Origin of the sequence: Candidatus Accumulibacter similis, from assembly GCA_013347225.1 — a bacterium.
GTDB classification, from domain to species: Bacteria; Pseudomonadota; Gammaproteobacteria; order Burkholderiales; family Rhodocyclaceae; genus Accumulibacter; species Accumulibacter similis.
This window is the reverse complement of record CP054595.1, coordinates 2,268,746-2,293,701: the sequence shown is the minus strand read 5'-3', so window position 1 is coordinate 2,293,701 and position 24,956 is coordinate 2,268,746. Positions and strand designations below refer to the sequence as shown.

General features: G+C 67.7%; 19 protein-coding genes and 1 pseudogene. 10 read left to right on the top strand and 10 right to left on the bottom strand.

The annotated features are described in order from the left end of the window. Nucleotides 1–42 precede the first annotated feature (42 nt). On the top strand, nucleotides 43–1,341 hold the full coding sequence (locus HT579_10515) for a ferric reductase-like transmembrane domain-containing protein (GenBank protein QKS29300.1): 1,299 nt from the start codon (nucleotides 43–45) through the stop codon (nucleotides 1,339–1,341). 133 nt (nucleotides 1,342–1,474) lie between these two features. Here the strand turns inward: HT579_10515 and HT579_10510 are convergent, their stop codons facing one another. Beyond that, nucleotides 1,475–1,744, bottom strand: coding sequence for a hypothetical protein (locus HT579_10510; GenBank protein QKS29299.1), 270 nt, complete (start codon nucleotides 1,742–1,744; stop codon nucleotides 1,475–1,477). Nucleotides 1,745–1,999: 255 nt separating this feature from the next. Next, nucleotides 2,000–4,165, bottom strand: coding sequence for a fatty acid cis/trans isomerase (locus HT579_10505; GenBank protein ID QKS29298.1), 2,166 nt, complete (start codon nucleotides 4,163–4,165; stop codon nucleotides 2,000–2,002). A gap of 160 nt (nucleotides 4,166–4,325) precedes the next feature. On the opposite strand from HT579_10505, the gene HT579_10500 reads away from it, so the two are divergent. Beyond that, complete coding sequence (locus HT579_10500; GenBank protein QKS29297.1) at nucleotides 4,326–6,365, top strand: hypothetical protein; 2,040 nt, start codon at nucleotides 4,326–4,328, stop codon at nucleotides 6,363–6,365. Nucleotides 6,366–6,515: 150 nt separating this feature from the next. Here HT579_10500 and HT579_10495 read toward each other — a convergent pair whose 3' ends face one another. Further along, nucleotides 6,516–7,718: an aspartate/tyrosine/aromatic aminotransferase gene (locus HT579_10495; GenBank protein QKS29296.1), complete on the bottom strand. Its 1,203-nt coding sequence runs from the start codon at nucleotides 7,716–7,718 to the stop codon at nucleotides 6,516–6,518. A 174-nt stretch (nucleotides 7,719–7,892) separates the two neighbouring features. Between HT579_10495 and uvrB the strand changes: the two genes are divergently transcribed. After that, nucleotides 7,893–9,977 (top strand): excinuclease ABC subunit UvrB, encoded by a 2,085-nt coding sequence (gene uvrB / locus HT579_10490; GenBank protein ID QKS29295.1) that lies wholly within the window; start codon nucleotides 7,893–7,895, stop codon nucleotides 9,975–9,977. 24 nt (nucleotides 9,978–10,001) lie between these two features. Here the strand turns inward: uvrB and HT579_10485 are convergent, their stop codons facing one another. Together HT579_10485 and HT579_10480 are read right to left on the bottom strand one after the other, a co-directional pair. After that, nucleotides 10,002–10,559, bottom strand: a complete 558-nt coding sequence (locus HT579_10485) for a hypothetical protein (protein QKS29294.1) — start codon at nucleotides 10,557–10,559, stop codon at nucleotides 10,002–10,004. A gap of 35 nt (nucleotides 10,560–10,594) precedes the next feature. After that, the gene (locus HT579_10480; protein QKS29293.1) at nucleotides 10,595–11,137 is read right to left on the bottom strand and encodes a hydrolase; all 543 of its coding nucleotides are present in this window, start codon (nucleotides 11,135–11,137) and stop codon (nucleotides 10,595–10,597) included. Nucleotides 11,138–11,432: 295 nt separating this feature from the next. Here HT579_10480 and HT579_10475 point away from each other — a divergent pair, with 295 nt between their 5' ends. After that, on the top strand, nucleotides 11,433–11,963 hold the full coding sequence (locus HT579_10475; protein ID QKS29292.1) for a hypothetical protein: 531 nt from the start codon (nucleotides 11,433–11,435) through the stop codon (nucleotides 11,961–11,963). A gap of 167 nt (nucleotides 11,964–12,130) precedes the next feature. Here the strand turns inward: HT579_10475 and acnA are convergent, their stop codons facing one another. Further along, entirely contained in the window at nucleotides 12,131–14,836 is a 2,706-nt protein-coding gene (acnA, locus tag HT579_10470; GenBank protein QKS29291.1) for an aconitate hydratase AcnA, read from the bottom strand. A 377-nt stretch (nucleotides 14,837–15,213) separates the two neighbouring features. Here acnA and HT579_10465 point away from each other — a divergent pair, with 377 nt between their 5' ends. Both HT579_10465 and HT579_10460 read left to right on the top strand, forming a co-directional pair. Beyond that, the gene (locus tag HT579_10465; protein ID QKS29290.1) at nucleotides 15,214–15,939 is read left to right on the top strand and encodes a PEP-CTERM sorting domain-containing protein; all 726 of its coding nucleotides are present in this window, start codon (nucleotides 15,214–15,216) and stop codon (nucleotides 15,937–15,939) included. Between the two features lie 22 nt (nucleotides 15,940–15,961). Further along, nucleotides 15,962–17,404 (top strand): HDOD domain-containing protein, encoded by a 1,443-nt coding sequence (locus HT579_10460; protein ID QKS29289.1) that lies wholly within the window; start codon nucleotides 15,962–15,964, stop codon nucleotides 17,402–17,404. Between the two features lie 220 nt (nucleotides 17,405–17,624). On the opposite strand, the gene HT579_10455 is transcribed toward HT579_10460, so the two are convergent. After that, nucleotides 17,625–18,521, bottom strand: coding sequence for a LysR family transcriptional regulator ArgP (locus HT579_10455; GenBank protein QKS29288.1), 897 nt, complete (start codon nucleotides 18,519–18,521; stop codon nucleotides 17,625–17,627). A gap of 98 nt (nucleotides 18,522–18,619) precedes the next feature. Here HT579_10455 and HT579_10450 point away from each other — a divergent pair, with 98 nt between their 5' ends. Continuing rightward, nucleotides 18,620–19,243, top strand: a complete 624-nt coding sequence (locus HT579_10450; protein QKS29287.1) for an amino acid transporter — start codon at nucleotides 18,620–18,622, stop codon at nucleotides 19,241–19,243. A 153-nt stretch (nucleotides 19,244–19,396) separates the two neighbouring features. Here the strand turns inward: HT579_10450 and HT579_10445 are convergent, their stop codons facing one another. The 3 genes from HT579_10445 to HT579_10435 all read right to left on the bottom strand — a co-directional run bounded on the left by HT579_10445 (nucleotide 19,397) and on the right by HT579_10435 (nucleotide 20,680). Then, a complete protein-coding gene (locus HT579_10445) occupies nucleotides 19,397–19,804 on the bottom strand; it encodes a hypothetical protein (GenBank protein ID QKS29286.1) in 408 nt (135 codons plus the stop codon). Between the two features lie 7 nt (nucleotides 19,805–19,811). Next, the gene (locus HT579_10440; protein QKS29285.1) at nucleotides 19,812–19,970 is read right to left on the bottom strand and encodes a hypothetical protein; all 159 of its coding nucleotides are present in this window, start codon (nucleotides 19,968–19,970) and stop codon (nucleotides 19,812–19,814) included. Nucleotides 19,971–20,209: 239 nt separating this feature from the next. Beyond that, nucleotides 20,210–20,680 carry a hypothetical protein gene (locus HT579_10435; GenBank protein ID QKS29284.1) on the bottom strand — a complete coding sequence of 157 codons (471 nt, stop codon included), beginning with the start codon at nucleotides 20,678–20,680 and terminating at the stop codon, nucleotides 20,210–20,212. Nucleotides 20,681–20,851: 171 nt separating this feature from the next. On the opposite strand from HT579_10435, the pseudogene HT579_10430 reads away from it, so the two are divergent. The 3 genes and pseudogenes from HT579_10430 to HT579_10420 all read left to right on the top strand — a co-directional run bounded on the left by HT579_10430 (nucleotide 20,852) and on the right by HT579_10420 (nucleotide 24,884). Further along, nucleotides 20,852–21,341: pseudogene (locus HT579_10430) on the top strand (hypothetical protein). A gap of 52 nt (nucleotides 21,342–21,393) precedes the next feature. Next, nucleotides 21,394–23,943, top strand: a complete 2,550-nt coding sequence (gene mutS, locus HT579_10425) for a DNA mismatch repair protein MutS (protein ID QKS29283.1) — start codon at nucleotides 21,394–21,396, stop codon at nucleotides 23,941–23,943. Then, on the top strand, nucleotides 23,940–24,884 hold the full coding sequence (locus tag HT579_10420) for a metallophosphoesterase (protein QKS29282.1): 945 nt from the start codon (nucleotides 23,940–23,942) through the stop codon (nucleotides 24,882–24,884). Before mutS ends, HT579_10420 begins: the two co-directional genes overlap by 4 nt. Nucleotides 24,885–24,956: the final 72 nt, after the last annotated feature.

Here is a 24,956-nt window from a genome sequence, read left to right as displayed (position 1 = left end):
CTCCCGGCGGCAATCAGGTATCGACTCCCTGCAGGAATCATCATGAAGAAACTTCTCGTTCTTCTCGTTGCGCTGGCCACACTCGCCTGGAGCTACGATGTCGCACTCTCCACCAGTCCGCCGGGGGCGCACCCCCTCTGGGTCCTGCGGCAGGAGGCACTCCATCTCAGCGGCCTGCTGTCGGTCTCCCTGATGTCGCTGGCGATGTTTCTGGCAACCCGGCCAGCCTGGCTCGAAGGGCCGCTGGGCGGCATGGACCAGGTCTACCGTGCGCACAAATGGGCCGGCATCCTGGCGGTCGCTTTCGCTGCAATGCACTGGCTGATCGAGCTCGCGGGCGACCTTCTGAAAACCGCAATCGGCCGCGCCGGACGCCTGCCGAAAGTGAAGTACGAGGGACTTCTCGAAGTCCTGCGCGACCTCGCCGAGGACATGGGCGAATGGGCGATCTACGGCGTTCTGCTGATGCTGGCGATCACTCTCTGGCAACGCTTCCCCTACCGGCCGTGGCGCTGCGTGCACCGCGCGATGCCGGTGCTCTATCTGATGCTCGCCCTGCATGCCGCCCTGCTGGCTCCGCCCGACTACTGGCTGCAGCCGGTGGGTGCGCTGCTCGCCGTGCTGCTCGCGGCCGGCATCCATGGCGCCGTGCGCTCGCTTGCCGGCCTGATCGGCCGCGAGCGAACGGTGGGCGGCGAGATCATCGAGGTCGAGCGACCGGCAGCCGATGTACTGCGCCTGCGCTGCCGTCTCGACGCCCGCTGGCGCGGGCACCGTGCGGGTCAGTTCGCCTTCGTCACCTTCGATGAGCGCGAAGGCGCGCACCCATTCACCATCGCCAGTGCCGATCGCGGCGACCGCGTGGTCAGCTTCGCGATCAAGGCGCTCGGCGACCATACCGCGCGCCTTGCCGACGACCTGCATCCGGGCCAGCCGTTGCGCCTCGAAGGACCCTACGGCCGCTTCGAGCTCAGCCGCTGCGACCGGCGTGCGCAACAGATCTGGATCGCCGGCGGCATCGGCATCACACCCTTCCTTGCCTGGCTCGAATCGCTGCAGGGCGCCCCGGAGACCGCACCGGCCGCCGAACTGCACTACTGTATCCGGGATCACCGCACCGACGCCTTCGTCACCCGCCTGCACGAGCTGTGCGCCCGCCTGCCGTCCGTGCGCCTGCAGGTGCACGACAGCGGCCGCGGCGACGGCCTGACCAGCTGGAATCCGGGCGACGTGCGTAGCGCGGAAGTCTGGTTCTGCGGCCCGGCCGGCCTCGCGCAGACGATCAGGAAGATCCTCCCGCGCCGCCTCCGTTTTCATCAGGAAGCCTTCGCGATCCGTTGAGGGACCGGCGTGCCGAGGGTCGCAGCGCCAGCGCCGGTCTCGAAACGCCGCGACGAGCTCATCGGCCTGCCCCGCCTTTGCCCTGATGGCCATCGTCCCACAACAAACGGCAAGCAGACCGCCGCCTACGCCTCTAGTCGCGGTGGTGCATCCGGCTCGGTGAAGCCGGCGGACGCACGAAGCCTCGGTAAGCGCCGCAGCGATCCCAGTAGCCGTTTTCCTGGTAAGAGTCCGACCAGTACCAGCACAGTCCGGGCGTCGGCGGCTGCGGCGTACTGCCGCGTGCGGCGGCGGCGATCACCACGCCTGCGACGATCTCGCCCGTGCGGTCGCGATTGCGATCCCAGCGGCCATAGCGCACCTCGGGCAAGCCGAGGATCGATGAACGTCGGCGCCCCGACATGATGGAGTCTAGAGTTTCCTGACGTTCTTCTGAAATGTCAAAGATTGGCCTCCAGTCCCCGCGACAAGGCGGAGGATTTCCCATTCCCGGTCGATCGGCATTCACGGGTGCCTGTACTCAGGACGCGGCATCTGTTCTCCGGGACAATTCGCAATCCGGTGACAGTATTGCGAATCAGGCGGATGAATCAGCCCTCATGTCGCCCGACTGTGCGCAGTGTCTTGCCCCGACACCGACGCGGTCATCGGCAGCGGCTCAACGGTTCTCGAGCCGGTTGTAGTCCAGCAGCCCGGCAGTCGCCGGCGCCAGCTGGAGGTGCGTCGCCTGCAGTTCGTCGCTGTACTGCCAGAAGGCGGGATCGCTGCGGCGAACGGCGAAGCGGTCGGCGAGCGCGCGGTAGTCGTCCTCGCTGGCCAGCTGCCCGATCGCGCCGGCCAGATCACCGATCTCCGATCGCTGCACGCGGTAGATGGCGTTCGGATAGGCGCCGACGAAGCCACGGGCAATGGTCAGCGTGTTCTCTTCAGGCAGCAGTTCGCGTCCCTCGCGCAGCAGGCTCGAGACGTTGCTGTGGCCCGTGTTGCGCAGCAGGGTCAGGTAGCGCGGTGCGCGCGCTCCATCCTCGATGCGCAGGATCACCAGTTCCGGCATCCACGACAGCGCCGGGCCGCGCACTGCGGCGAGCAGTGCGAGATCAGCCTGCAGCGCGGCATCGCCGAGTCCGGCAAGCTCGTACCGGCGGTCGGCGGCCGGCGCCAGACGCTGCTGCAGCAGGCCGAAGAACTCGCGCCGGGAATCGCCACCCCGGAACGTGATCCCGGTCTCGACATCGAAGCGTGCCAGGCTGCCATAGACGTGCTCCTTGACGTCGTCGCTGGCGCCACGGTACCAGTAATCGCGCACCGCCGGCCGCTGTGCCAGCGGCAGGAAGCCAAGAAAGTTGAACTCACCCTCCATGCGCATGAAATCCATGTACAGGCGCGAGAGCAGCTGGTGGCCGACGTTGCCGTAGACGTCGAAGCCGGCCACGAGCAGATAATGAATGCGTTCGAGCAGTGGGTAGCCGATCACCCAGCCGGTCTTCGGCACATCGCCGACCAGACCCCTGACGACCGAGGCGCTGTCAAAGTGGCGAAAGACCGTCAGCGCGGCGTTCGGGTTGCTGCCGTCCCCATCCCAGATCCAGCTCAGCGCGGGCCGGCCCCGCTGGTCCGCGAGAGCCCCGAGATGATCCGACTTGTCCTGCAGGTACCGCTGCTCCTTCTTCGCGTACTCGCGCCACGGTCCGATGATTGCCGCATCGCTGCCCTGCGCCGTGGGCAATTCGAGGAACCGCGACTCGCGAGCGAGAAACTCGTCGGCAGCCTGCCCGGAGCCATCGTTGGCAAGAAAGAAGACCCAGAAGCGATCCTCGATCACGTTCAACGCCACCTGCCCGCGACAGACCGGCCCCTTGATGAAGCCCATGATGCTGAACTCCGCCTCGTCGAGCATGAACTGGTAGCGCGCCCTGACCGGCAAATCCCGAAAGGTGACGAAGGGGTTGGCGCCGGCGGCGAGCGAGTATGGCGGCAGCTCGCCTACCGCGTAGACAGGCTGCAGGAAGAGTTCGCGCCAGCGCGCCAGGCGCTTCGCGCCGAGGGCGTAGGGCATGTGCGTCTTGTCGACGATGCTCTCCTTCTCGCGCTCGAGGCGGTAGTGGAAGCGCTCGCCGCCGGGGTCGTCATACGGCCGGCGGCTGGCGATCGGGTCGATCGGCTGCCCCGGCGGCGTGCGCGACCGGACGAGGCGGAAGAAGTGCTGCTGCGGATCGCCGTCGAAGTACAGGTGGGCGAGGAAAAGGTGCTCGTAGATGTAGCGACTGACCAGCCGCTCCTTGCGCGAACCACCGTTGAAGAAGCGTTCCCATTCGGCCACCTGTCGCTCGACAGCCGCCGGCAACGGCGGCAGCCCTTCGAAGGGCGCACCCTGCTCGAGCCAGGCGCGCAGAGTGGCGAACTCGCCGTCGCTCACCGCGGGCAGCCCAAAGGGCATTCCCCACAGCGGCTTGGCGGCAGCGAACGAGTCGTACTCCTCGATCCGCGGGCACTGCTGCGCACGGTCGAGCGAGAAATCGAAGGTCGGCGGCAGCACCGCGGTCTCCGGCAGCGGGTGGCTGTGCTTGAGCTGCAGCGCGCGGTAGATGACGCTCGCCGCGAGGTTGGCCGCCGGCGTCGGCGCACGCTCGTTGAGGACCGGAAAGAAACCCTGCGTCCGCCACTCGGACGCCTTGCCGGCGTCAACGAACAGGCGCGACGGTGCCGGCGGGACATCGAAGCGCTGCGGGTCGGCAGGCCCGTACTGCTGGTCGAGCGTGTGCCGGGTGATGACGGCACAGCCGCTGAGGACGGCGATCGACAGCAACAGAAGCCTCTTGTCCATGGTCGTAGCGCAATATGTGGACGGGAGAACGGCCCGTGCTCGCAAACGGGCGATTCCTGACGAGGAACGAAGGATAGCGAATCCGGCACCAACTGCGCCAGCCCGGAGTGGGGAGGAAGAATGGCGGAAGAAGGCGCGACGCCAAAACAGGCGAAAACCCGTGTTTGCCGCGCGCCGGAACACGGTTTCCACGATAATAGCGACGGGAGGAAAGCGAACATGCGGGATTCCGAACAAGCCCACCAACTGCTCCGATGACCCGGCCGGAAGAATGACATCTGAACCGCTCGACCCAACTCTGGTCTTTGCCAGGACCGCTGCCGGCGAGGAAGCCATGGCGCAGCGGACGCGGGTCGTCCAGCGCAACAATCGCATGGTGCTCATTCTCGTCGACGGCAACGCGACGGTTGCCGACCTGTGCGAGAAGACGGGCAACGTGCAACTCACCGAGAATGCGCTGATCGAGCTGGAAGGCGATGGCTTCATCGAGCGCCGCGCCGAGACGAAGTCGGTCTGGCGGTTCACCGGCAACGTGGGCAGCCGCAAGCAACCGCAGGCACCACGGCCGCACTCGGAATTCTCGACCTTCGGCCCGAGCGGGGTGTCGACACCGGCCAGCTCGGGCCTTTCGGGCACGCCGGAAACGCAGATCATTCCCTTCCCGAACGTGCGGCCCGGCAGACCAGCACCGCCGGCGGCCGCGCCGGCAGCGAGCGGGCCGGCACCGAGCACGCTGACACCGGGCACCCTGACGCCGAGCACGCTTGGCCCGGGCTCGTCGACGCTGGGCACCAGCAACGCGTCGATCGTCGCGGACGAACTGGCCGCTGAATCGGTCATGCCAGCAACGCCCGCGACCGGCGACCGCCCGCCGCTCCTGACGCGCCTGCGAACGTGGCTGGCACGTGGGCGGGAGGAGGCAGGGCCGGACTTGAGGCCAATTCGCCGGGGCCGCCGGCGCTGGACGCTGACCTGGCCGATGGCCACCATGCTCGGACTGGTGCTGCTCGGTGCGGCATTGCTGGTCGGCGCTCTGCTCTTCCCCTACGCCAGCTATCTGCCCGAGGTCGAAGCGGCCCTGGCCCAGAGCAGCGGTCGCCCGGCGCGGATCGGTGCCATGCGCATCAGCATCTATCCCCGACCAGGACTGCTGCTCGAAGAGGTGCGCCTGGGTGACGACGGCGCGGCCGATCAGCTCAGCATGGCTTCGTTGCGCCTGCGGCCGCAAGTGGCCACGTTGCTGTCGCCCCAAGTGGTCTTTCGCGAGGCCGAGCTGATCGGCATCACGCTGTCGGCCGCGACCTTCGACGGCCTGGCGCAGGCCCTCGCCGCGTCGGCCACGGGATCGGCACGTGCCAGCGTCATCCAGGTCTCGCTGTCCGACGCCGCGATCACGTTTGGCGACCTTGCGGTTGCCGGCCTCGCTGGCCAGTTGCAGCTCACCGCCGATCATCTGCTGGAATCCGCTTCGCTGCACTCGGCCAGCAAGAACCTGCAGGTCGAACTGAAACCCATGACCGGCGGCGGCGTGACCGTCAAACTCGAGGGGATCGCCTGGCGGCCTGCCCCGAAGTCTCCCTATCTCTTCGACTCACTGGAGCTGCAGGGACGGATCTCGGGACCCGAGTTCATGATCGACCGCCTCGAAGGACGGATCTTCGACGGCGTGCTGCGCGGCAGCAGCATCCTGCGGATCGGCAACAAGGCCGCGGTGACCGGAGACATCGCCTTCGAGCGGATCAACACCGCAGCGCTGGTGGCGGCCCTCGGTTTCAACGGCCGCATTGGCGGCGAAGCCAAGGGCAAGCTGAGCTTCTCGAGCAGCGCCGACAGCCTGCCGGACGCGATCGCCCGGTCGCAAGCCGGCGGCAGCTTCACCATCCACCGCGGACACCTGGGCGGCCTCGATCTGGCCGAGGCGGTACGCCGCTTCTCGGTGGTACCGCTGACGCTCGGCGGAGCGACCCGCTTCGAGGAATTGTCGGGCGTTGTCACCCTGACGCCCGGGGCGCTGCGCTTGTCGCGTCTCAACCTGAGCGCCGGACTGATGCACGCGACGGGGCAGATCGAGGTCAGCCGCGAACTGCAACTGCGCGGGCGGATGGACGTCATGATGACGCGTCGCCGCGCCGACTACACGGCGATGCCGGTGCTGATCAGCGGTGCCCTGGCGTCGCCGCTGACCCAGACGGCGCACTGACCGGCATCGTCAGCCGCCGGCCCGCTACGGGCATACGCCAGCCGCGCGATCTGCTGCGGCCGCCGGTGCGCTGCCGCAGCGACGCCACGAACCCGCGCAGCAGATGCGGCCGGACAGCCACCTGGCACGGCGAGCTGCCGCACGCGCGCCTTACAGCACCGTCGCGATCGCCTCGGCGACGTAATCGACGTTGCGCGTGTTGAGCGCCGCCAGGCAGATGCGGCCGGTACTGACCGCGTAGATGCCGAACTCGTCACGCAGGCGGTCGACCTGCGCCGCGGTCAGGCCGGTGTAAGAGAACATGCCGCGCTGCCGGTTGATGAACGAGAAATCGGCGCTGACACCGACGCCGTGCAGACGCTCGACGAGGCCGAGTCGCATGTCGAGAATGCGCTGGCGCATCTGCGCCAGTTCGTCTTCCCACAGCCGGCGCAGTTCGGCACTGGCGAGAACCGCTGCCACGACGGCGCCGCCGTGGGTCGGCGGGTTCGAGTAGTTGGTGCGCACCAGGCGCTTGATCTGCGACAGCACGCGAGCCGTCTCGTCATGACTGGCGGTGACCACCGACAGCGCACCGACCCGCTCGCCGTAGAGCGAGAACGACTTCGAGAAGGAACTGGCGATGAGGAACTGCAGGCCCGAGGCAGCGAACAGATCAAGGGCAACGGCATCCTCCCGGATGCCGTCGGCGAAACCCTGGTAGGCGATGTCGATGAAGGGCACCAGCCCGCGCGCAGCGACAACGTCGATGACTTCGCGCCACTGCGCGGCAGCGAGATCGGCGCCGGTCGGATTGTGGCAACAGGCGTGCAGGACGACGATCGATCCTGCCGGCAGCGCGTTCAACCCCGCCTTCATCGCCGCGAAATCGACGCCACGCGTCAGCGCATCGTAGTAGGGGTAGGAGTCGACGCGGAAACCGGCAAACTCGAACAGTGCGCGGTGATTCTCCCAGCTCGGGTCGCTGATGTAGACCGTCGCCTCGGGCAGCAACCGGCGCAGGTAATCGGCACCCACCTTGAGACCGCCGGTGCCACCGAGCGCCTCGATGGTCAATACGCGACCGTCGGCGAGCAGCGGCGACTGCTCACCGAAGAGCAGCTTCTGCACCGCCTGGTTGTAGGCGGGCATACCGTCGATCGGCTGGTAGCCGCGTGGCGGCATCGCCTCCAGACGCGCCTTCTCGGCGAGCTTCACCGCCGCCAGCAACGGCACCTTGCCACCGTCGTCGAGGTAGACGCCGACGCCCAGATTGACCTTCGTCGCCCGGTTGTCGGCATTGAACGCCTCGGTCAGGCCAAGGATGGGATCCCGTGGAGCCATCTCCACGGCAGCAAAGATCGAAGCGGTCATGGTCTGTTCGTCCTGTAAACGGTGAGCAAGCGGGCGGTGGGCCACTGGCAGGCGATCCGCCGATTCGGGCAAGCACGCACAACGAGCACCGGCAACGCCATCCTGCCTGACAGGGAATCTGCCTGCCGGCTCGCCGCGCCGACCAGTGCTCGCAAAAAAACGTAGAATTCTAGCATGGCCAAACAAGCACACACTGACGGGAGGCCCCCTTCGCTGACCTTCGAGGGCAGCCCGTTCCGGCTCTACCAGCCATTCCAGCCGGCCGGCGACCAGCCGCAGGCGATCGAACGGTTGCTCGCCGGCCTGCGCGACGGTCTCGCCTTCCAGACCCTGCTCGGCGTCACCGGCTCGGGCAAGACCTACACCATGGCCAACGTCATCGCCCGCAGCGGCCGCCCGGCGCTCGTCCTGGCACCGAACAAGACGCTGGCGGCACAGCTCTACGCCGAGTTCCGCGAGTTCTTCCCCGACAACGCCGTCGAGTATTTCGTCTCCTACTACGACTACTACCAGCCCGAGGCCTACGTGCCGTCACGCGACCTGTACATCGAGAAGGACTCGTCGATCAACGAGCACATCGAACAGATGCGCCTCTCGGCCACCAAGAGCCTGCTCGAACGGCGCGACTGCGTGCTGGTGGCAACGGTGTCGTGCATCTACGGCATCGGCGACCGCGACGAATACCACCGCATGATCCTCACCATGCGCGTCGGTGACCGGCTGGGGCAGCGCGAGATCATCAAGCGACTGACGGCGATGCAGTACGAGCGCAACGAGACCGATTTCCGCCGCGGCAGCTTCCGCGTCCGCGGCGACGTCGTCGACGTCTTTCCGGCCGAGCACGCCGAGCAGGCGATCCGCATCTCGCTCTTCGACGACGAGATCGACGGCCTGCAGCTCTTCGACCCGCTGACCGGCCACCTGCAGAGCCGCCTCCTGCGTTTCACCGTCTTTCCGTCGTCGCACTACGTGACCCCGCGCGAGACGGTCTTGCGGGCAATCGAAGCGATCAAGGTCGAGTTGTCCGAACGGGTTGCCGGCTTCCAGGCCACTGGCCGCCTCGTCGAGGCGCAGCGGATCGAACAGCGCACCCGCTTCGATCTCGAGATGCTCGACCAGGTCGGCTTCTGCAAGGGCATCGAGAACTACTCCCGCCATCTCTCGGGACGCCAGCCCGGGCAGCCGCCGCCAACGCTGATCGACTATCTCGCCGCCGATGCCCTGCTGTTCATCGACGAGTCGCATGTCGCGATATCGCAGGTCGGCGGCATGTACAAGGGCGACCGATCACGCAAGGAGAACCTCGTCGAGTACGGCTTCCGCCTGCCCTCGGCGCTCGACAACCGGCCGCTGCAGTTCGCCGAGTTCGAGGCGCTGCTGCGGCAGACGATCTTCGTCTCGGCAACGCCGGGCGACTACGAGGCGGCGCACCAGGGACAGGTCGTCGAACAGCTCGTGCGCCCGACCGGGCTGGTCGACCCGATGCTGCTCGTGCGCCCGGCCTCGACGCAGGTCGACGACCTGCTGTCCGAAATCCGGCGCCGTGCCGAAGCCGGCGAGCGCGTCCTGGTGACCACCCTGACCAAGCGGATGGCGGAGGACCTGACCGACTTCCTCAGCGACCACGAAGTGCGCGTCCGCTATCTGCATTCCGACATCGATACCGTCGAGCGCGTCGAGATCATCCGCGACCTGCGCCTCGGCAAGTTCGACGTCCTCGTCGGCATCAACCTGTTGCGCGAGGGCCTCGACATCCCCGAAGTGTCGCTGGTCGCCATCCTCGATGCCGACAAGGAAGGCTTCCTGCGCTCCGAGCGATCGCTGATCCAGACCATCGGCCGTGCCGCCCGCCATCTGCACGGGACCGCCATCCTCTATGCCGACCGGGTGACCGGATCGATGCAGCGGGCGATCGCCGAAACCGAACGGCGCCGGCAACGGCAGCTTGCCTTCAACGACAGCCACGGCATCGTTCCGACCGGCATCAGCAAGCGGATCATCGACATCATCGACGGCGTCTACGACAGCGACAGCGCGCACAAGGAACTCAAGGCCGCGCAGCGCCAGGCCAGCTACGAGGCGATGAGCGAGAAGGAACTGGCGCGCGAACTGCGCCGCCTGGAAAAGGAGATGCTCGACTGCGCCCGCAACCTCGAGTTCGAGAAGGCCGCCGCCGCACGGGACGAACTCTTCCGCATCCGCCGCCAGGTTTTCGGCATCAGCGGCGAGGAAAGCGCCCCAACCGCACCCCCGGCGTAGGCGGTGACGGCACGCCGCGCGGGCTCATGGGCGAGCCGCCGCGCCATCGGCAGCGGCGGCGAAGCCAGCGATCGCGAGTTGCTCGCCGGCGATCGCCTGCGAGTCGACGACGCGATGCAGGAGCGCGCAGGCGACCCGCCAGCGAGCCCGTCCACAGAGCAGCGTCACCGTCTTGTCGTTCAAACGCAGCACCGTTCCGCTGCGCTCCTGCTGATCGCGATCGATGAAGACGAGGACGTCGCCGACCGCCACCTCGTTGCGGCCAAGGCCGCGCCGGACCTGCTCGCGAATCTGCACGTCGGCATTGTCGACATTGATCGACGCATAGTGCATCAGCCACCGCTTCTGGCTCTCGAGGTCGAGTACCAGCACCTGCTTGCGTCGCAGTTCGAGCACCTGCGCCTTGCGGCCGGCATTGAGTTGCCCGTCGAAGTACTCGACGATCTGCCCGACGCGAAGCCGCGAGCGAATCGCCTCGATCCATTGCGGCTGATCGATGACGCGGTCGATGGCGGCGCGCATGCGGTACAGCTCGAACGCCGAGGCCTGATTCATGGCCTGCAGCACCTCCGAAAAATCCATCCCTCGATTCCCTTCCGGTGCAGGCTGGAGCCGGTTCAGCGGATGAACTCGCGGCTGAGCGAGCGAAAGAGGTCGCTCCCCGCCTGCCGCAGCCACTCGAAGACGACCATCTCGCGCGACACGATGTCGGCGCCGTGGCGGCGCATGCGCTCGACCGCCAGCGCCTTGTCGCTGGCACGCCGCGAGCCGATCGCCTCATCGACGACGAAGACGTTGCGGCCGGCTGCCAGCAGGTCGAGAACCGTCTGCTGCACGCAGACATGCGCCTCGGTGCCGGCGACGATGAACTGCGGCCGATCGCCACCGGCAAGCTGCAGGAGCCTGCCGTCAGCAAGCGCCGAGAAGTGCATCTTTTCGATCACGCACTCGTCCGGCAGCAGGCGGCGCAGGTCGGACATCGTCGGCCCGAGGCCTTTCACATACTGCTCGGTACAGATCACCGGCACCTGCAGGCGCTGCGCGACGCGCGTCAGCCAGATGCTGGCCGCAAGCACCGAAGCGGCATCATGGATCGCCGGCTGCAGCCGCTCCTGCAGATCGACGAGCAGGAGAACGGAACGATCAACGGACATCAACATCGACAAGCCCTCCCGTGAGTCAGGACACCGCGGCGCGAAGCCGCACGGCCACCGGACGGCACGCCGGCAGATGGCAGGGGAGAAAGGCCCCGACCGCCGGCGCGGCGCGCCGTGGCGAGTCGGGTGCGATGGCGCAGCCTGCACTGCGCGGCATCGGCAGCGATGTTAATCGTTGTTCCGACCTGGCGCCAAGGACTGGCGGTTAGCGAAGCCAAAAAAGAATTGCTGCGGCGCAACACAAGTACTATATTTCTTCTTGGCGGAATCCTTCCGCCAACGGTTGTACGAGAAACTGATGTATATCGTTGATGATCCCACCCTGGCGCTGATCTCCCGCTTCGTCGGTGACAGAGAACGCCCGGAACTGTCGGACGAGGACTTCTTCCGGAGGCAGCTGGCAACCGTCGAAGCGTACGTTGCCGCCTTTCCGGAAGCCGAGCGCGAGGAACGGGCGCTGTCCTGGATCGAAGACAACGCCCGCCTCTATCGGCAGCAATGGCAGAAGCAGGCCGCCGTCGCCATGCTGCAGGCGGCTCGCTGCCCGGACTGCCCGCTGAACGGCAGCGAACGGCAGACGCCCTGCACCATCCACGAGCGCTGGCTGGAATTGCTGCGCCGCTACGCCGGCAACCAGCTCAGCTCGCACGACTACGTCGAACAGAGTCTGGCGCTGCTCGCCCGGCACAAGGCTGGGCTGCGCGCCGGCCGCGCGCGCTGCGCGGCACCCGCTGCGGAGCTGATGCCCGACGCCGGCGCCGGCGGCAACCGCCAGCGCTGCACCGACGACGCCCAGCCGACGCCTGCCGGCTCCGCAGTGCCTTCCTGACGCGACCGGCACCGGCCCCGACGCCTCATGCATGAGGCATTGTGCTGCGCAACACGCCCGGGTTGCCGCCGCGCCCCGTTGTCGGCCGGCCAGCGCCACCGCGAACAGCGACCCAGACGGTGACCGCCAAGCCACACCGGCCCAGCCGACATGCCGGCGGCAGCGCCTCACGGCCCGGCAAGCAACTGGCCAAGCACGAAGGGCAGGATGCCACCGGCACGGTAATAGCTCACCTCGATCGGCGTATCGATGCGGCAGAGCAGCGCACACTCGCGTCGCTCGCCGTCGGCCCGCGTGATCACCAGTGCGACCGTCTGCATCGGCGACAGCCCGCTGGCCAGCCCGGTGATGTCAAAGCGCTCGTCGCCGCGCAGGCCGAGCGAGGCGGCCGACTCGTCGCCGATGAACTGCAACGGCAGGACGCCCATGCCGACCAGGTTGGCGCGGTGGATCCGCTCGTAGCTGCGGGCGATCACCGCGCGCACGCCGAGCAGTCGTGTTCCCTTGGCGGCCCAGTCGCGCGACGAGCCGGTACCATACTCCTCGCCGGCGACGACGATGCTGGGTATCCCCCGCTCCAGGTAGCTCATCGCCGCATCAAAGACCGTCGTCGCCTGCCCGTCGAGCAGCGTGTAACCGCCCTCTCGCCGACGGCCATCGGCATCGGGCGGCAGCATCAGGTTGCGAATCCGGACATTGGCAAAGGTGCCGCGCATCATCACCTCATGATGGCCGCGGCGGGAACCGTAGGAGTTGAAATCGGCGCGCTCGACCCCCTGTGCGCGCAGCCACTGCCCCGCCGGCGTCGCCTCGCCGAACGAGCCGGCCGGCGAGATGTGGTCGGTGGTCACGGAATCGCCGAGCAGCAGCAGCGCGCGGGCACCGCGGATGTCGCCGGTCGCCTGTGGCGGCAGCTCGAAGAACGGCGGCCGGGCGATGTAGCTCGACGCCGGCCAGTCGTAGACCTCACCGCCGGGCGCCGGGATCGCCTGCCACAGATCCTGGTCGGCGCTGACATCGGCGTAGCGCCGACGGAACGTCTGTGGATCGAGTGCCAGCGGCAGCACGGCGCCGATTTCGTCCGAACTCGGCCAGATGTCCCGCAGATACACCGGCTGGCCATCGGCGCCTGTTCCCAGAGGCTCGTTCTCGAGATCGATGTTGACCCGGCCGGCAATCGCGAACGCCACCACCAGCGGCGGTGATGCCAGATAGTTGGCCCGCAGACCGGGGTGGATGCGCGCCTCGAAGTTGCGGTTGCCCGAGAGCACCGCCGCAGCGATCAACTGCTGTTCGGCGATCGTCCTGTTGAACGCCGGATCGAGATCGCCGGCGTTGCCGATGCAGGTCGTGCAGCCATAGCCGACGAGCGCGAAGCCCAGTTCCGCCAGCGGCGCCAGCAGCCCGGCCCGCTCGAGATAATCGGTCACCACCCGCGACCCGGGAGCCAGCGAAGTCTTGATGTGTTGCCTGACCCGCAGCCCCTTCGCCACCGCCTTCCTCGCCAGCAGGCCGGCAGCGATCATCACCGCCGGATTGCTGGTGTTGGTGCACGAGGTGATCGCCGCGATCAGGACGTCACCATGACCGAGGTCGATGCCCGGCAGCCCGGTCGGGTGGCGCTGCGCCAGGCTCGCCGCCGGCCGCCCGAAGCCGTCCGCCGACTCCGCGGCAGTCAACAGGGTGTTGAAGCGGCTGGCCATGTCGGGCAACGCGATCCGGTCCTGTGGTCGCTTCGGGCCGGCGAGCGACGGAACGATCGTCGACAGGTCGAGGTACACGCGCCGCGAGTAGTCGACCTCACCGGCACGCGGGATGCCGAACAGCCCCTGGGCACGAAAATAGGCTTCGAAGAGCACGCAGTCCTCTTCGCTGCGACCACTGCTGCGCATGTAGTCGACCGTTTTCTCGTCGACCGGGAAGAAACCCATCGTCGCGCCGTACTCGGGCGCCATGTTGGCCAGCGTTGCGCGATCGGTCACCGACAGCGTGCTCGCGCCGTCGCCGAAATACTCGACGAAGGTGCCGACCACTTTCTCGCGCCGCAGCAGCTCGGTCACCGTCAGCACCAGATCGGTCGCCGTGACGCCTTCGCGCAGGCGACCGCCCAGTTCGACCCCGACCACGTCGGGCGTCAGGAAATAGACCGGCTGGCCGAGCATCGCCGCCTCGGCCTCGATACCGCCGACACCCCAGCCGACGACGCCGACGGCATTGATCATCGTCGTGTGCGAATCGGTACCGACCAGCGTGTCGGGAAAGCACAGCGTACCGTCAGCCGTCTCCTGCTGCCGCACGCCGCGGAACAGGTACTCGAGGTTGACCTGGTGGACGATGCCGACTCCGGGCGGCACGACGCGAAAGGTGTCGAAAGCCTGCATGCCCCACTTCATGAACTGATAGCGTTCGCCATTGCGCGCGAACTCGCGGCGCATGTTCTGCTGCAGCGCCTCCGGTGTCCCGTAGTGATCGACCTGGATCGAGTGGTCGACGACCAGATCGACCGGCACCAGCGGCTCGATGCGTCGTGGATCGAGCCCACGCTCGGCCGCCACCTGGCGCATCGCCGCCAGGTCGCAGAGCAGCGGCACGCCGGTGAAGTCCTGCAGGACGACACGCGCAACGACGAAGGGAATCTCCTCGCTGCGCTCCGCCCGGGGCTGCCACTGCGCCAGCTCGACGATGTGCTTCTCGCTCACCCGCAGCCCGTCGCAGTGACGCAGCAGCGCCTCGAGGACGATTCGCAGCGACACCGGCAGGCGATCGACATGGCCGATACCGGCTCTGGCGAGTGCCGGCAGCGAGTAATACAGAGCCTCCGGCTGGCCGGGAGGGCTGAAGCGGGACAGGGTGTTGAATGGCGAGTGGCGCATGCGGGTTCTCCGGAAGGGTGCCTGTTGCGAGCGGTGCCCGCAGTCAACATGACAGTGGCTGGCGGCGGCCGTTCAACCGGCGCCGCGGCAGCGGCCCGCACAGCGACATGCTTGCGCGCCGGGGACGAATGCTCCAGACTTGCCGCAGCGGTCGTAGCCGGGCGCAGACCTGTTGCGGGGGGCCTGTCCGGCGCCGGCGGCGGTCGTGCCGCGTGTTGCCGCGCATGCGGGCAGCCTCCTCGCCGCCGGCGCGGGCCGGCTCGTCAGCCGCCGGCTGCAGGGACGTGACGCGCGCGTCGCGGTCGCGACCGTCGCCGCCGGCAAGCGCCCCGGCGGTGGGTGACTGGCCGAGAGCAACACTTTCCTGGAGAAGCGAGATGAAGAAGAACCTGGTTGCAGCAGTCACTGCGGCGGTCCTCAGCCTTGCCCTGACGAGCGCGTCGGCCGCCGTCGTCCGCTCCGACTTCAACTTCGACGCAGAGGGCTGGGGAACCGGCAAGATCAGCCTGTCCGGCCTGCTGCCGGCGGTCGACGACAGCTTCACCGGCCCTGTCGGTCATGACCCGACCGCCGGCACACTGCGAACCGGTGACCTCTATCCGTGGACCACCTTCCGCTCGTCGGCAGCCTACAGCGGGGACAAGAGTGCCTTCTTCGGCGGCTCGATCAGCTACGACCTGCAGGACAGCCAGAACGATGGCAACTCCTTCCCCAACATCGCGATTCTCGGCGACGCGGGCCGCATGATCTTCATTGCGACCGCACCACCGGGAACCGCCAGCCTGACGCACTACGACTTCGCCCTCGACACAACGGCCGGCTGGCTGACGAACAACCCGTTCGCACTGGTGGCAAGCGACGCCTACATCCAGGCCGTCCTCGCCAACGTGCATGGCATCTGGATCAATGCCGACTGGAAGACCGGCGACGACCAGGGCAACGACGATTCCCGGCTCGACAACGTCTGCCTGCGCGACGCCCGCTCGTCGTGCGCCGTCGGCCGCATCCCGGAACCTGCCGCGCTGACCCTGTTCGGCCTCGCGATCGGTCTCCTCGGGCTGTCCAGGAGCGACCGCCGACCAGCGGCCCAGCGGCAGCGCTGAACAGCTGCAACGGCAGCGGGACATGCGGCAGATGGAACTCGGGACACCCGGCCTCGGCGATGCCGCGCTGATCGACACCACCTTCCTGTTTACCGACATCGAAGGGTCGACGAGCCTCTGGGAAATCGAGTCGCAGGCGATGCGGCTCGCGCTGCAGCGGCACAACACGCTCCTCTCGGCGGCGATCGAGCGCCACGGGGGACTGGTCTTCAAGACCGTCGGCGACGCCTACTGCGTCACCTTCGATGACGCTGCAGCGGCGCTGCGGGCCGCCAGCCAGATCCAGACGGGCCTCGCCGGTGAACAGTGGCCGACGCGCAGCCCGCTGCGCGTGCGCATTGCACTGCACAGCGGGCCGGCCTACCTGAGCGGCGGCGACTACTTCGGTCGCACGCTCAATCGCGTTGCCCGCCTGCTGGCGGTGACCCACGGCGGCCAGACCCTGCTCAGCTCGGCGACCGAGGCGCTGGTGCGCAGCACCCTGCCCGCCGGCAGCAGCCTGCACGATGTCGGCATGCTCCGCCTGCGCGACCTGCCGCAGCCGATCCACGCCTTCCAGCTCGTCCATCCCGGGCTGCCGACCCGGCTCCTCGAAGCGAACGACGGCCTCGACGGCAACAAGCTGACGGCCGAGCCACTGGCCCGCTTCCGGCCGATCGACGTCTATGAGGTGCCGACCCTGCCGGCAGTGGTCATGCAGGCGCTGCGAGTGATGCAGGATCCCGCCAGCGATGCGCGCGCCGTCGAGCAGGTGATCATTCACGACCCGGCGATCTCGGCGAAGATCCTGCGTGTTGCCAACTCGGCGTTCTTCGGCCTCAGCCGCCGCGTCGGTACGATTGCCGATGCCGTCCGCGTCCTCGGTTTCACCAACGTCCAGGGCATGCTGATCTCGGTCGGCGCCTTCGATTCCTTTCGCACCGAGAGACTGAATCTGGTTGCGTTCTGGAAACACTCGATCGCCGCCGCGACGGCAGCCCGCTTCCTCGCGGCCGCCATCCGCTACCCTGGCGACGAGGCTTTCATGGCCGGGCTGCTGCACGACATCGGCAAGCTCATCTTCGCCGTCCAGGCCGAGTCGAGCTACCGCCATGTGCTCGAGCTGGAACGCAATTCGGCGCTCGGCAGTCTCGACGCCGAGCGCACGCTGTTCGAGTTCACCCACCCGGAAGTCGGCCAGATGGTTGCCGAACGCTGGGACCTGCCGGCACGCTACATCGCCGCAATTGCCCACCACCACGACCCCGACGCCAGCGGTGACGAGTACCGCTTCTGCGCCCTGGTCGGCCTCGCCAACCGGGCCGCGCACGCTGCCCTCGACGGTTTCGTCGAGACAATCGCCAGCGACCAGGATGCCGCGCAACTGCGACGCCTCGGGCTGCGCCCCGCGCTCTGGGACGACTGCCTGGCGCACCTGCACGCAGCGCGGCCAACGATCGAAGGCTTCGTCGGCGCGATCCGCTGAACGATCTACTCCTCTGGCGCCCTGCAGGGCCTTGCGCAGGGCTGGAGGCAGCACCCCCTCGCTTCAACGAGGCTCCACTTGTCCTGAACAGTTGCGGGACGCCCGGTTTGCCGAGCGGCACATCGATGCCGGCCACCTCGACGAACGCTTCATCGATGGACTGAACGCGCACCAAGCGAGCGCGCACACACCCTGCGCTTGCCGGCAGCCGGGCAGCCGTTCAGGGCGGGATCAGTGCAGTTCGGCCGGCCGCCAGAACCTGCCGGGTCAATCCATCAAGCAATGCCGATGATGCTCTTGCGTGCTGCCAATACAGCGGCACGTCAAACGCCGTATCCGGCACCAGTTCGACGAGCGAGCCATCGTCGAGCTGAGGAGCGATCAGCGCCTGCGGATGCAGTCCCCACCCCATGCCCGCCAATGTCGCGATCACGAATGCTTGCGTCGACGGCAACGTGTGGTGAGGCAATTCGACATGCCGCTGGCAGAGTCGAAACACCCAGCGCGTCTGCAGCTCGTCCTTGGCATTGAAGGCGAGACTCGGTGCGCGCGCCAGACTGCCCGCGCCAACCCCGTCACTGAAATGAAGTTGCATGAAGGACGGACTGCAAGCCGCCAGATAGCGCATCGCACCCAGCGGCTGGCTATTGCAGCCGACCGCCGGACGTGCTGAGCCAGTCACGGCGGCGAGGACGATGCCGCTGCGCAACCACTCGGCGGTGTGGTCCTGGTCGTCCACCGCGACCTCCAGCAGCACCGGAGCTTCGGCGGCGAAAGTGGCGAGCGCCGGTGCGAACCAGGTGGCCAGGCTGTCGGCATTGACCGCGATGGGCAGCGGCACCCTGAAGTCGCCTGTCGGTGCAAGCGTCGGCAATGCTTCGTGCAACTCCTGCTCCAGAAGACGAACCCGGTCGACATGCTGGCAAAGACGGCGACCCATTGCCGTCGCCTGGCAGGGCTGTCCGCGTACCACGAGTGCGCAACCGACACGATCCTCCAACAGCCGAATCCGCTGCGAAATGGCTGACGGCGTCACCTTGAGCGCGCGAGCGGCACGCTCGAAGCTGCCCTCGCGGACGATGGCCGCCAGCGCAGCCAGTGAAGCATAGTCGAGCATGGTTCAGTTTTTCTGAATGCAGGTTAGCAAAGACAGTTTGCCTTCATGGCGGCGAGCTGACAAGCTGGCGATCCATTCGATCAACAGGCGCACCACCGATGTTCTTCGCGGCATTCGTTCAGGGACTCGCGCTGGGCCTTGGACTCATCGTCGCCATCGGCGCGCAGAACGCCTTCGTGTTGCGTCAGGGCCTGCGCCGGGAGCATGTCGGCAGCGTCATCGCGTTCTGTGCCCTGACGGACGCGCTGTTGATCGCCGCCGGCGTCATGGGAATGGCGCAAGCGCTCGCCGAAAGCGCCGGCGTCGCACGCGTCCTGGCTCTGGCAGGCGCTGCCTTCCTGAGCTTCTACGGGTTCCAGGCCCTGCGCCGTGCGCGCCGTTCGCACCAGCTGCAGGCAGCACCAGGCGGTGCGGCGCTGAGCCACAGGACGGCCGTTGCTCAGGCTGCGGCGTTCTCGCTGCTCAACCCCCACGTCTACCTCGATACGGTGCTCCTGGTGGGCAGCATCGGCGCCCGGCAGCCCGCCGACTCGCGCTGGTGCTTCGTCCTCGGGGCAAGCACGGCCAGCCTCCTCTGGTTTGGGCTGCTTGGACTCGGCGCTCGCTGGCTGGCGCCCTGGTTTGCCCGACCACGCGCCTGGCAGGTGCTCGACGTGCTGACCGGCTTGACCATGTGTGCCTTGGCCGGCCTGCTCCTGCGGCACCTCGGCAATGGTTCTTGAGGATGGCGGAACCGAGGAGGGAACGACCTTTACGGCTCGCTACGCTCCGCAGGCGACAATGCCAAGCTGGCCGCCGGGGCACACGCAGCGCGCGGGCGCAGCCCGCAGCCCCCTCGAGCGGGCCGCACGTTGCCTGTCGGCCGCTGGCGCATCTCAGCCCGTACCTGGTGTGTGGCGGCGCATGGTCTGGAGCACCGGGAACAGCGCAAAGGCAAGCTGCCCGGCCAGCCCCAGCCGATGCGCGGTCTCGGAGTAGAGCGCCAGGTGCGCCGCAAGGCTCCGGTTGGCAAGCAGCATGGAGATCGACAGCTCTGCCGTCAGCAGCAATGCAAGGGCAGAAGCGCCCATGACGACCGCTGCCACCCGCCACAGCGATGCCTGCTGCAGGATGCGGCCGCAGATCAGCCAGGACGCTCCGAGAATGACCGGCAGCTCGATGAGCACTGCCACGACTTCGCCGACGCGAGGCACGAGCACCAAGGTCCGCGGTACGCCAAGCAGGAAGCCGACGGCGAACACCCCGGCGAAATAGCGACAGCCCGCCTGCGATGCCTTCAACATGGAGAACTCACGCCGCGATGATCACCTCCCTGACCGGGCGGCGCAGGGAACGGGGCATCGGCGCAGCGTGGCCGTAACGGACCAGCAGGTCGACAAGACGATCACCCACCCCCAGCAGCGCGCCAAGATGCCGGCGCAGGGACGCGATCTCCAGTAAGATGCGCATGGCGGATACCGAGCGCGGTCGCCTGCAGGGCGAGGCGCTGATGCCTCCGTCCGGCCTGAACCCAGTGCGCCCTGTCGTCGCGTGCCGAAACGAAGAGAGCCAGCCCGGAACTGGAGCGTACCTGCCGGGCATGGCGCTGGCTCTCTGCCGCCGGCTTGAAGCAGGCGGCGAACAGCATCGATCCCAGCCAGGTGGGCATCGCCGGATTGCCGGAACAGGCGACACGCAGGCCGTCACCACTAACGACTGCCGCGGCGGCATTGAAACGCAGCCACGATCGCAGCTCCGCCACGAAAGCCGGGTCGGCAGCCTGCATCGTCGTCGCCGCCACGATCAGCTCGAGCACCTGTTCGATCCGGCTGCGATCCTCGATCAGCAGCAACTCGCATCAGGTTTTCGGCGGCGCAGCCGAGCGAGGCGTAGAGCTGATGGTTGTCGGCGTCGGCCACGGGCAGCGAGCGATCGAAGTCCGGCGATATCGCGACCCCCGTGGGCGTCGGCCGGAAATGCCAGGCCTGGGCGTTGTGGCTGTTCGCCGCCATGGTCGCGCAGTGCACCCGATCGGCGAACTCGGCGCCGCTGGCGGACGCGCGATGCCGCCACAAGAGGGCCGCCGCTGCGTCATAATCCCGACTGCGCGCCAGCCAATGCACGCCTGCGCCTGCAGCAGCCGCGACGCCGGCACCGACGAGGAAGATCTGCCGCTGCATGCTGATCACCTCCGGGTGAGATCCACTGGGCAGCCGCAGAATAGGCGCCTTCCCGGGGGTCGGTGTTGACGCCCGTCAGTGTCTCGGTGAATCGTCGCATCCGCAAACCCTGATCGCCGCAATGGCGACCGCCCCCCTCTCGGCGACATCCGCCATCGACCCGCAGCCACGATGCCCGACACGAACTCCCGTCGCGATCCTTTTTCCCTGCCCATGAACGGCCTCGCCAACGCCCGGACGCTCGTGCGCGCGATCGCAGCCTGGGCTCAGCCAGCGGAGCCTCAACCTGCGCCCTCCGCCGCGTGTGCCGGACACCTGCCGTCGTCGGGGCTGCAACGGTTGTGTCTGGCAGCGATACTGCGCCGCGCTGGTTGACGCCCAGACTTCCCAAGCGGCCCCAGAATCCGGAAGTCCGGGAGTCCGAGCACTGGTAAGATGCGGGCCTCGTTGCAGGAGCTTGATTTCACTCGCGCCGAACCCCATGCCGCCCCTCAGTATAGGTTGTTCCACTCTGCCGAAGGGTCAGTATGGCTTCTGCCGAATACACCAAGAAACCTGTACTGCAAAGCCAGGGGTAGACGGGAGCAGAAGACCGTACTGGGGCCTCAAGCATCCGCTCACACTACCGCCTCACCGCGCCAAATCAATGGGTTGTCTGTAACATGCAGAAAAATCAAGGGCTGAAGAGCGGACCAGAATCGGCCCACACGCCAATGATGCAGCAGTACCTGCGGCTGAAGGCGGAGCATCCTGGCCTGCTGCTCTTCTACCGCATGGGCGACTTCTACGAGTTGTTCCATGAAGACGCCGAAAAGGCCGCGCGCCTGCTCGACATCACGTTGACGACGCGCGGACAGTCGGCCGGGCAGCCGATCCGGATGGCCGGCGTGCCTTACCACGCGCTCGAGCAATATCTCGCGAAGCTGGTGAAGCTCGGCGAATCGGTGGTCATCTGCGAGCAGGTGGGCGACCCGGCGACCAGCAAGGGGCCGGTCGAACGAGCCGTGTCGCGCATCGTCACCCCCGGCACGCTCACCGACGCGGCGCTGCTCGACGAGAAGCGCGACACGCTGCTGCTGGCGATCCATTTCACCCGCCAGCTCGCGGGACTCGCCTGGATCAACCTGGCGAGCGGCGAGTTCCGCGTCTGCGAGGTCGCTCCCGGCCGGGTCACTGGCACCCTCGAACGGATCCGGCCGGCCGAGATCGTCGTCGCCGAGACGCTGACACCCGCTTTCACCACCGATGCACCGCTGACCCGGCAGCCGGACTGGCATTTCGACGTCGAGGCCGGTGGCCGCGAGCTGTGCGCGCACTTCGGCACGAGTTCGCTCGCCGGCTTTGGCGCCGATGGCCTGCGGCCGGCGATTGCCGCTGCCGGCGCGCTGCTGCGCTATGCGCGGGCGACGCAGACGCGCGCCCTGCCGCACCTGCGGGCGCTGACCGTCGAGCGCGACGCCACCTTTCTCGGACTCGACACCGCCACCCGGCGCAACCTCGAACTCACCGAAACCCTGCGCGGGCAGCCGGCACCGACGCTGTACAGCCTGCTCGACTCATGCGTCTGTGCCATGGGCTCGCGGCTCCTGCGGCACGCGCTGCATCATCCCTGGCGCGATCCGGCGATCCCGGCGGCGCGGCACGCGGCGATCGCCATGCTGCTCGACGACGGGGGCCGCAGCCTGCGCGCGCTGCGCCAGGCGCTGCGCGGCTTCGCCGACATCGAGCGGATCGCCGGCCGCATCGGCCTTGCCAGCGCCCGCCCGCGCGACCTGTCGAGCTTGCGCGACAGCCTGCGACGACTGGCCGACCTGCGCGCGCCGCTGCAGGCGATCAGCGGCGCACCCCTGCTGGCCGAACTGCTGCTGCAACTGGCGACGCCGACGACCACCCTCGACCTGCTGCAGCGCGCGATCCAGCCCGAGCCGGCGGCGCTGGTCCGCGACGGTGGTGTCATCGCCACCGGTTTCGACGCCGAACTCGACGAACTGCGCGCGCTGAACGAGAACTGCGGAGCGTTCCTCGTCGAACTCGAGGCACGCGAGCGCGAGCGGACGGGAATCGCCAACCTGAAGGTGGAATACAACCGCGTGCATGGGTTCTACATCGAAGTCAGCCATGCCAACGCCAGCCGCGTGCCCGACGACTACCGCCGGCGGCAGACGCTGAAGAACGCCGAGCGCTACCTGACACCGGAGCTGAAGGCCTTCGAGGACAAGGCGCTGTCGGCGCAGGATCGGGCGCTGGCGCGCGAGCGGCTGCTCTACGACGGCGTCCTGGCGACCCTGCAGCCAGAGCTGCCGGAGCTGCAGCGGGTGGCGCAGGCAGTCGCCGCCAGCGACCTGCTGGCGAGTCTTGCCGACACGGCGCAGCGGCGCAACTACTGCCGACCGGTGTTCAGCAACGAACCCGGACTGCTGATCGAGGGCGGCCGCCACCCGGTCGTCGAGGAGCAGCTCGCCGGCGGCGAGAGCTTCATCGCCAACGATACCCGCCTGAGCGACGAGCGGCGGCTACTGCTGATCACCGGCCCGAACATGGGCGGCAAGTCGACCTACATGCGGCAGACGGCGCTGATCGCGCTGCTCGCCCACATCGGCAGCTATGTGCCGGCAACCCGCGCCGTGCTCGGCCCGCTCGACCAGATCTTCACCCGCATCGGCGCCGCCGACGATCTGGCAGGTGGACGTTCGACCTTCATGGTCGAGATGACCGAATCGGCCGCCATCCTGCACCACGCCGGCGAGCAGAGCCTGGTGCTTATGGACGAGGTCGGGCGCGGCACCTCGACCTTCGACGGCATGGCGCTGGCTTTCGCCATCTGCCGGCAGCTGATCGAGAAGAATCGCTGCCTGACGCTCTTCGCCACGCATTACTTCGAGCTGACCCTGCTCGCCAACGAATACGCCGAACTGGCGAACGTGCACCTGGACGCGATCGAGCATGGGCAGCGCATCGTCTTCCTGCATGCCGTCGAGGAGGGGCCGGCGAACCAGAGCTACGGCATCCAGGTGGCAGCGCTGGCCGGCATCCCGACTGCGGTGCTGAAGGCAGCGCGGCGGCAGTTGCGCGAGTTCGAGCAGCGGGCGTCGATCAACCCGTTGCAGCCCGACCTCTTTGCCAGCGCGCTGTCGACGGCCGCCGAAGCCGGCGAACCGGCCACCCACCCGGCGATCGAGCGGCTGCAAGCCATCGATCCCGACCGGCTGACGCCGCGCGAGGCGCTCGATGCGCTCTACGAACTGCGGGCGCTGCTGCAATGAAGCGGGCCAGAACGGGCCGGCAACTGCTCGCCGGGCTCGGCGGCCTGCTGCTGGCGTGCACGCTGCAGGCGGCGACCTGGCGCTTCGCGGCGATCGGCGACACCCCGTACAGCGGCCACGAACTGCGCGAACTGCCGCGGATGTTCGCCGACATCGCCGCCGAGCATCCGGCCTTCATCGTGCACGTCGGCGACATCAAGGACAGTCGCGAGGTCTGCAGTGACGCACTGCTCGACGCTCGCCGCGATCTCCTCGACGCCTCGCCGGTACCGCTGATCTACGTTCCCGGTGACAACGAGTGGACCGACTGCCGCCATCTCCCGGCCGGGAAGTTCGATCCGCTCGAGCGTCTGCAGAAGCTGCGGCAGTTGTTCTTTGCCGCGCCGCGCTCGCTCGGCCAATCGCCTCTGCCGCTCGAGCGGCAGCCGGGAGACTACCCGGAACATCTGCGCTGGCGGCTCGGCCCGGTACTCTTCATCTCGCTCAACGTTCCCGGGCCGAACAACAACTTCGGTCTGGGCCTCGAGCCATCCGGCGAGTTCGTCGCCCGCAACCCGGTCGTCATCGACTGGCTGCGGCAGGGCTTTGCCGTTGCTCGGCACGAGGGGTTCGCCGGCATCGTCATCGTCATGCAGGGGAACCCGGCGTTCCGCCACCACGCCGCCGGCCTGCCGCATGCCGGCTATCGCACGCTGCTCGACACCCTGAGCCGGGAAAGCGTCGCCTTCGCCGGGCAGGTGCTGCTGATCCACGGCGACTCGCACTGGCAACGCATCGACCAGCCGTTGCGCGATCCGCTGACGAAGCGGCCGATCGGCAACGTCACCCGTCTCGAGACCTTCGGTTACCCGTTCATGGGCTGGATGAAGGTCATCATCGACGATCAGCAGCCGCAGTTGTTCCGCTTCGAGGTTCACCCGCATCCGCGTCGCCTGCCCTGAGGACGCAGAAGCCAGTCGACAGCGGCCGTCACAGGCTCTAGACTTGCTTCGCGAATCGTCCGCTTCGCGATG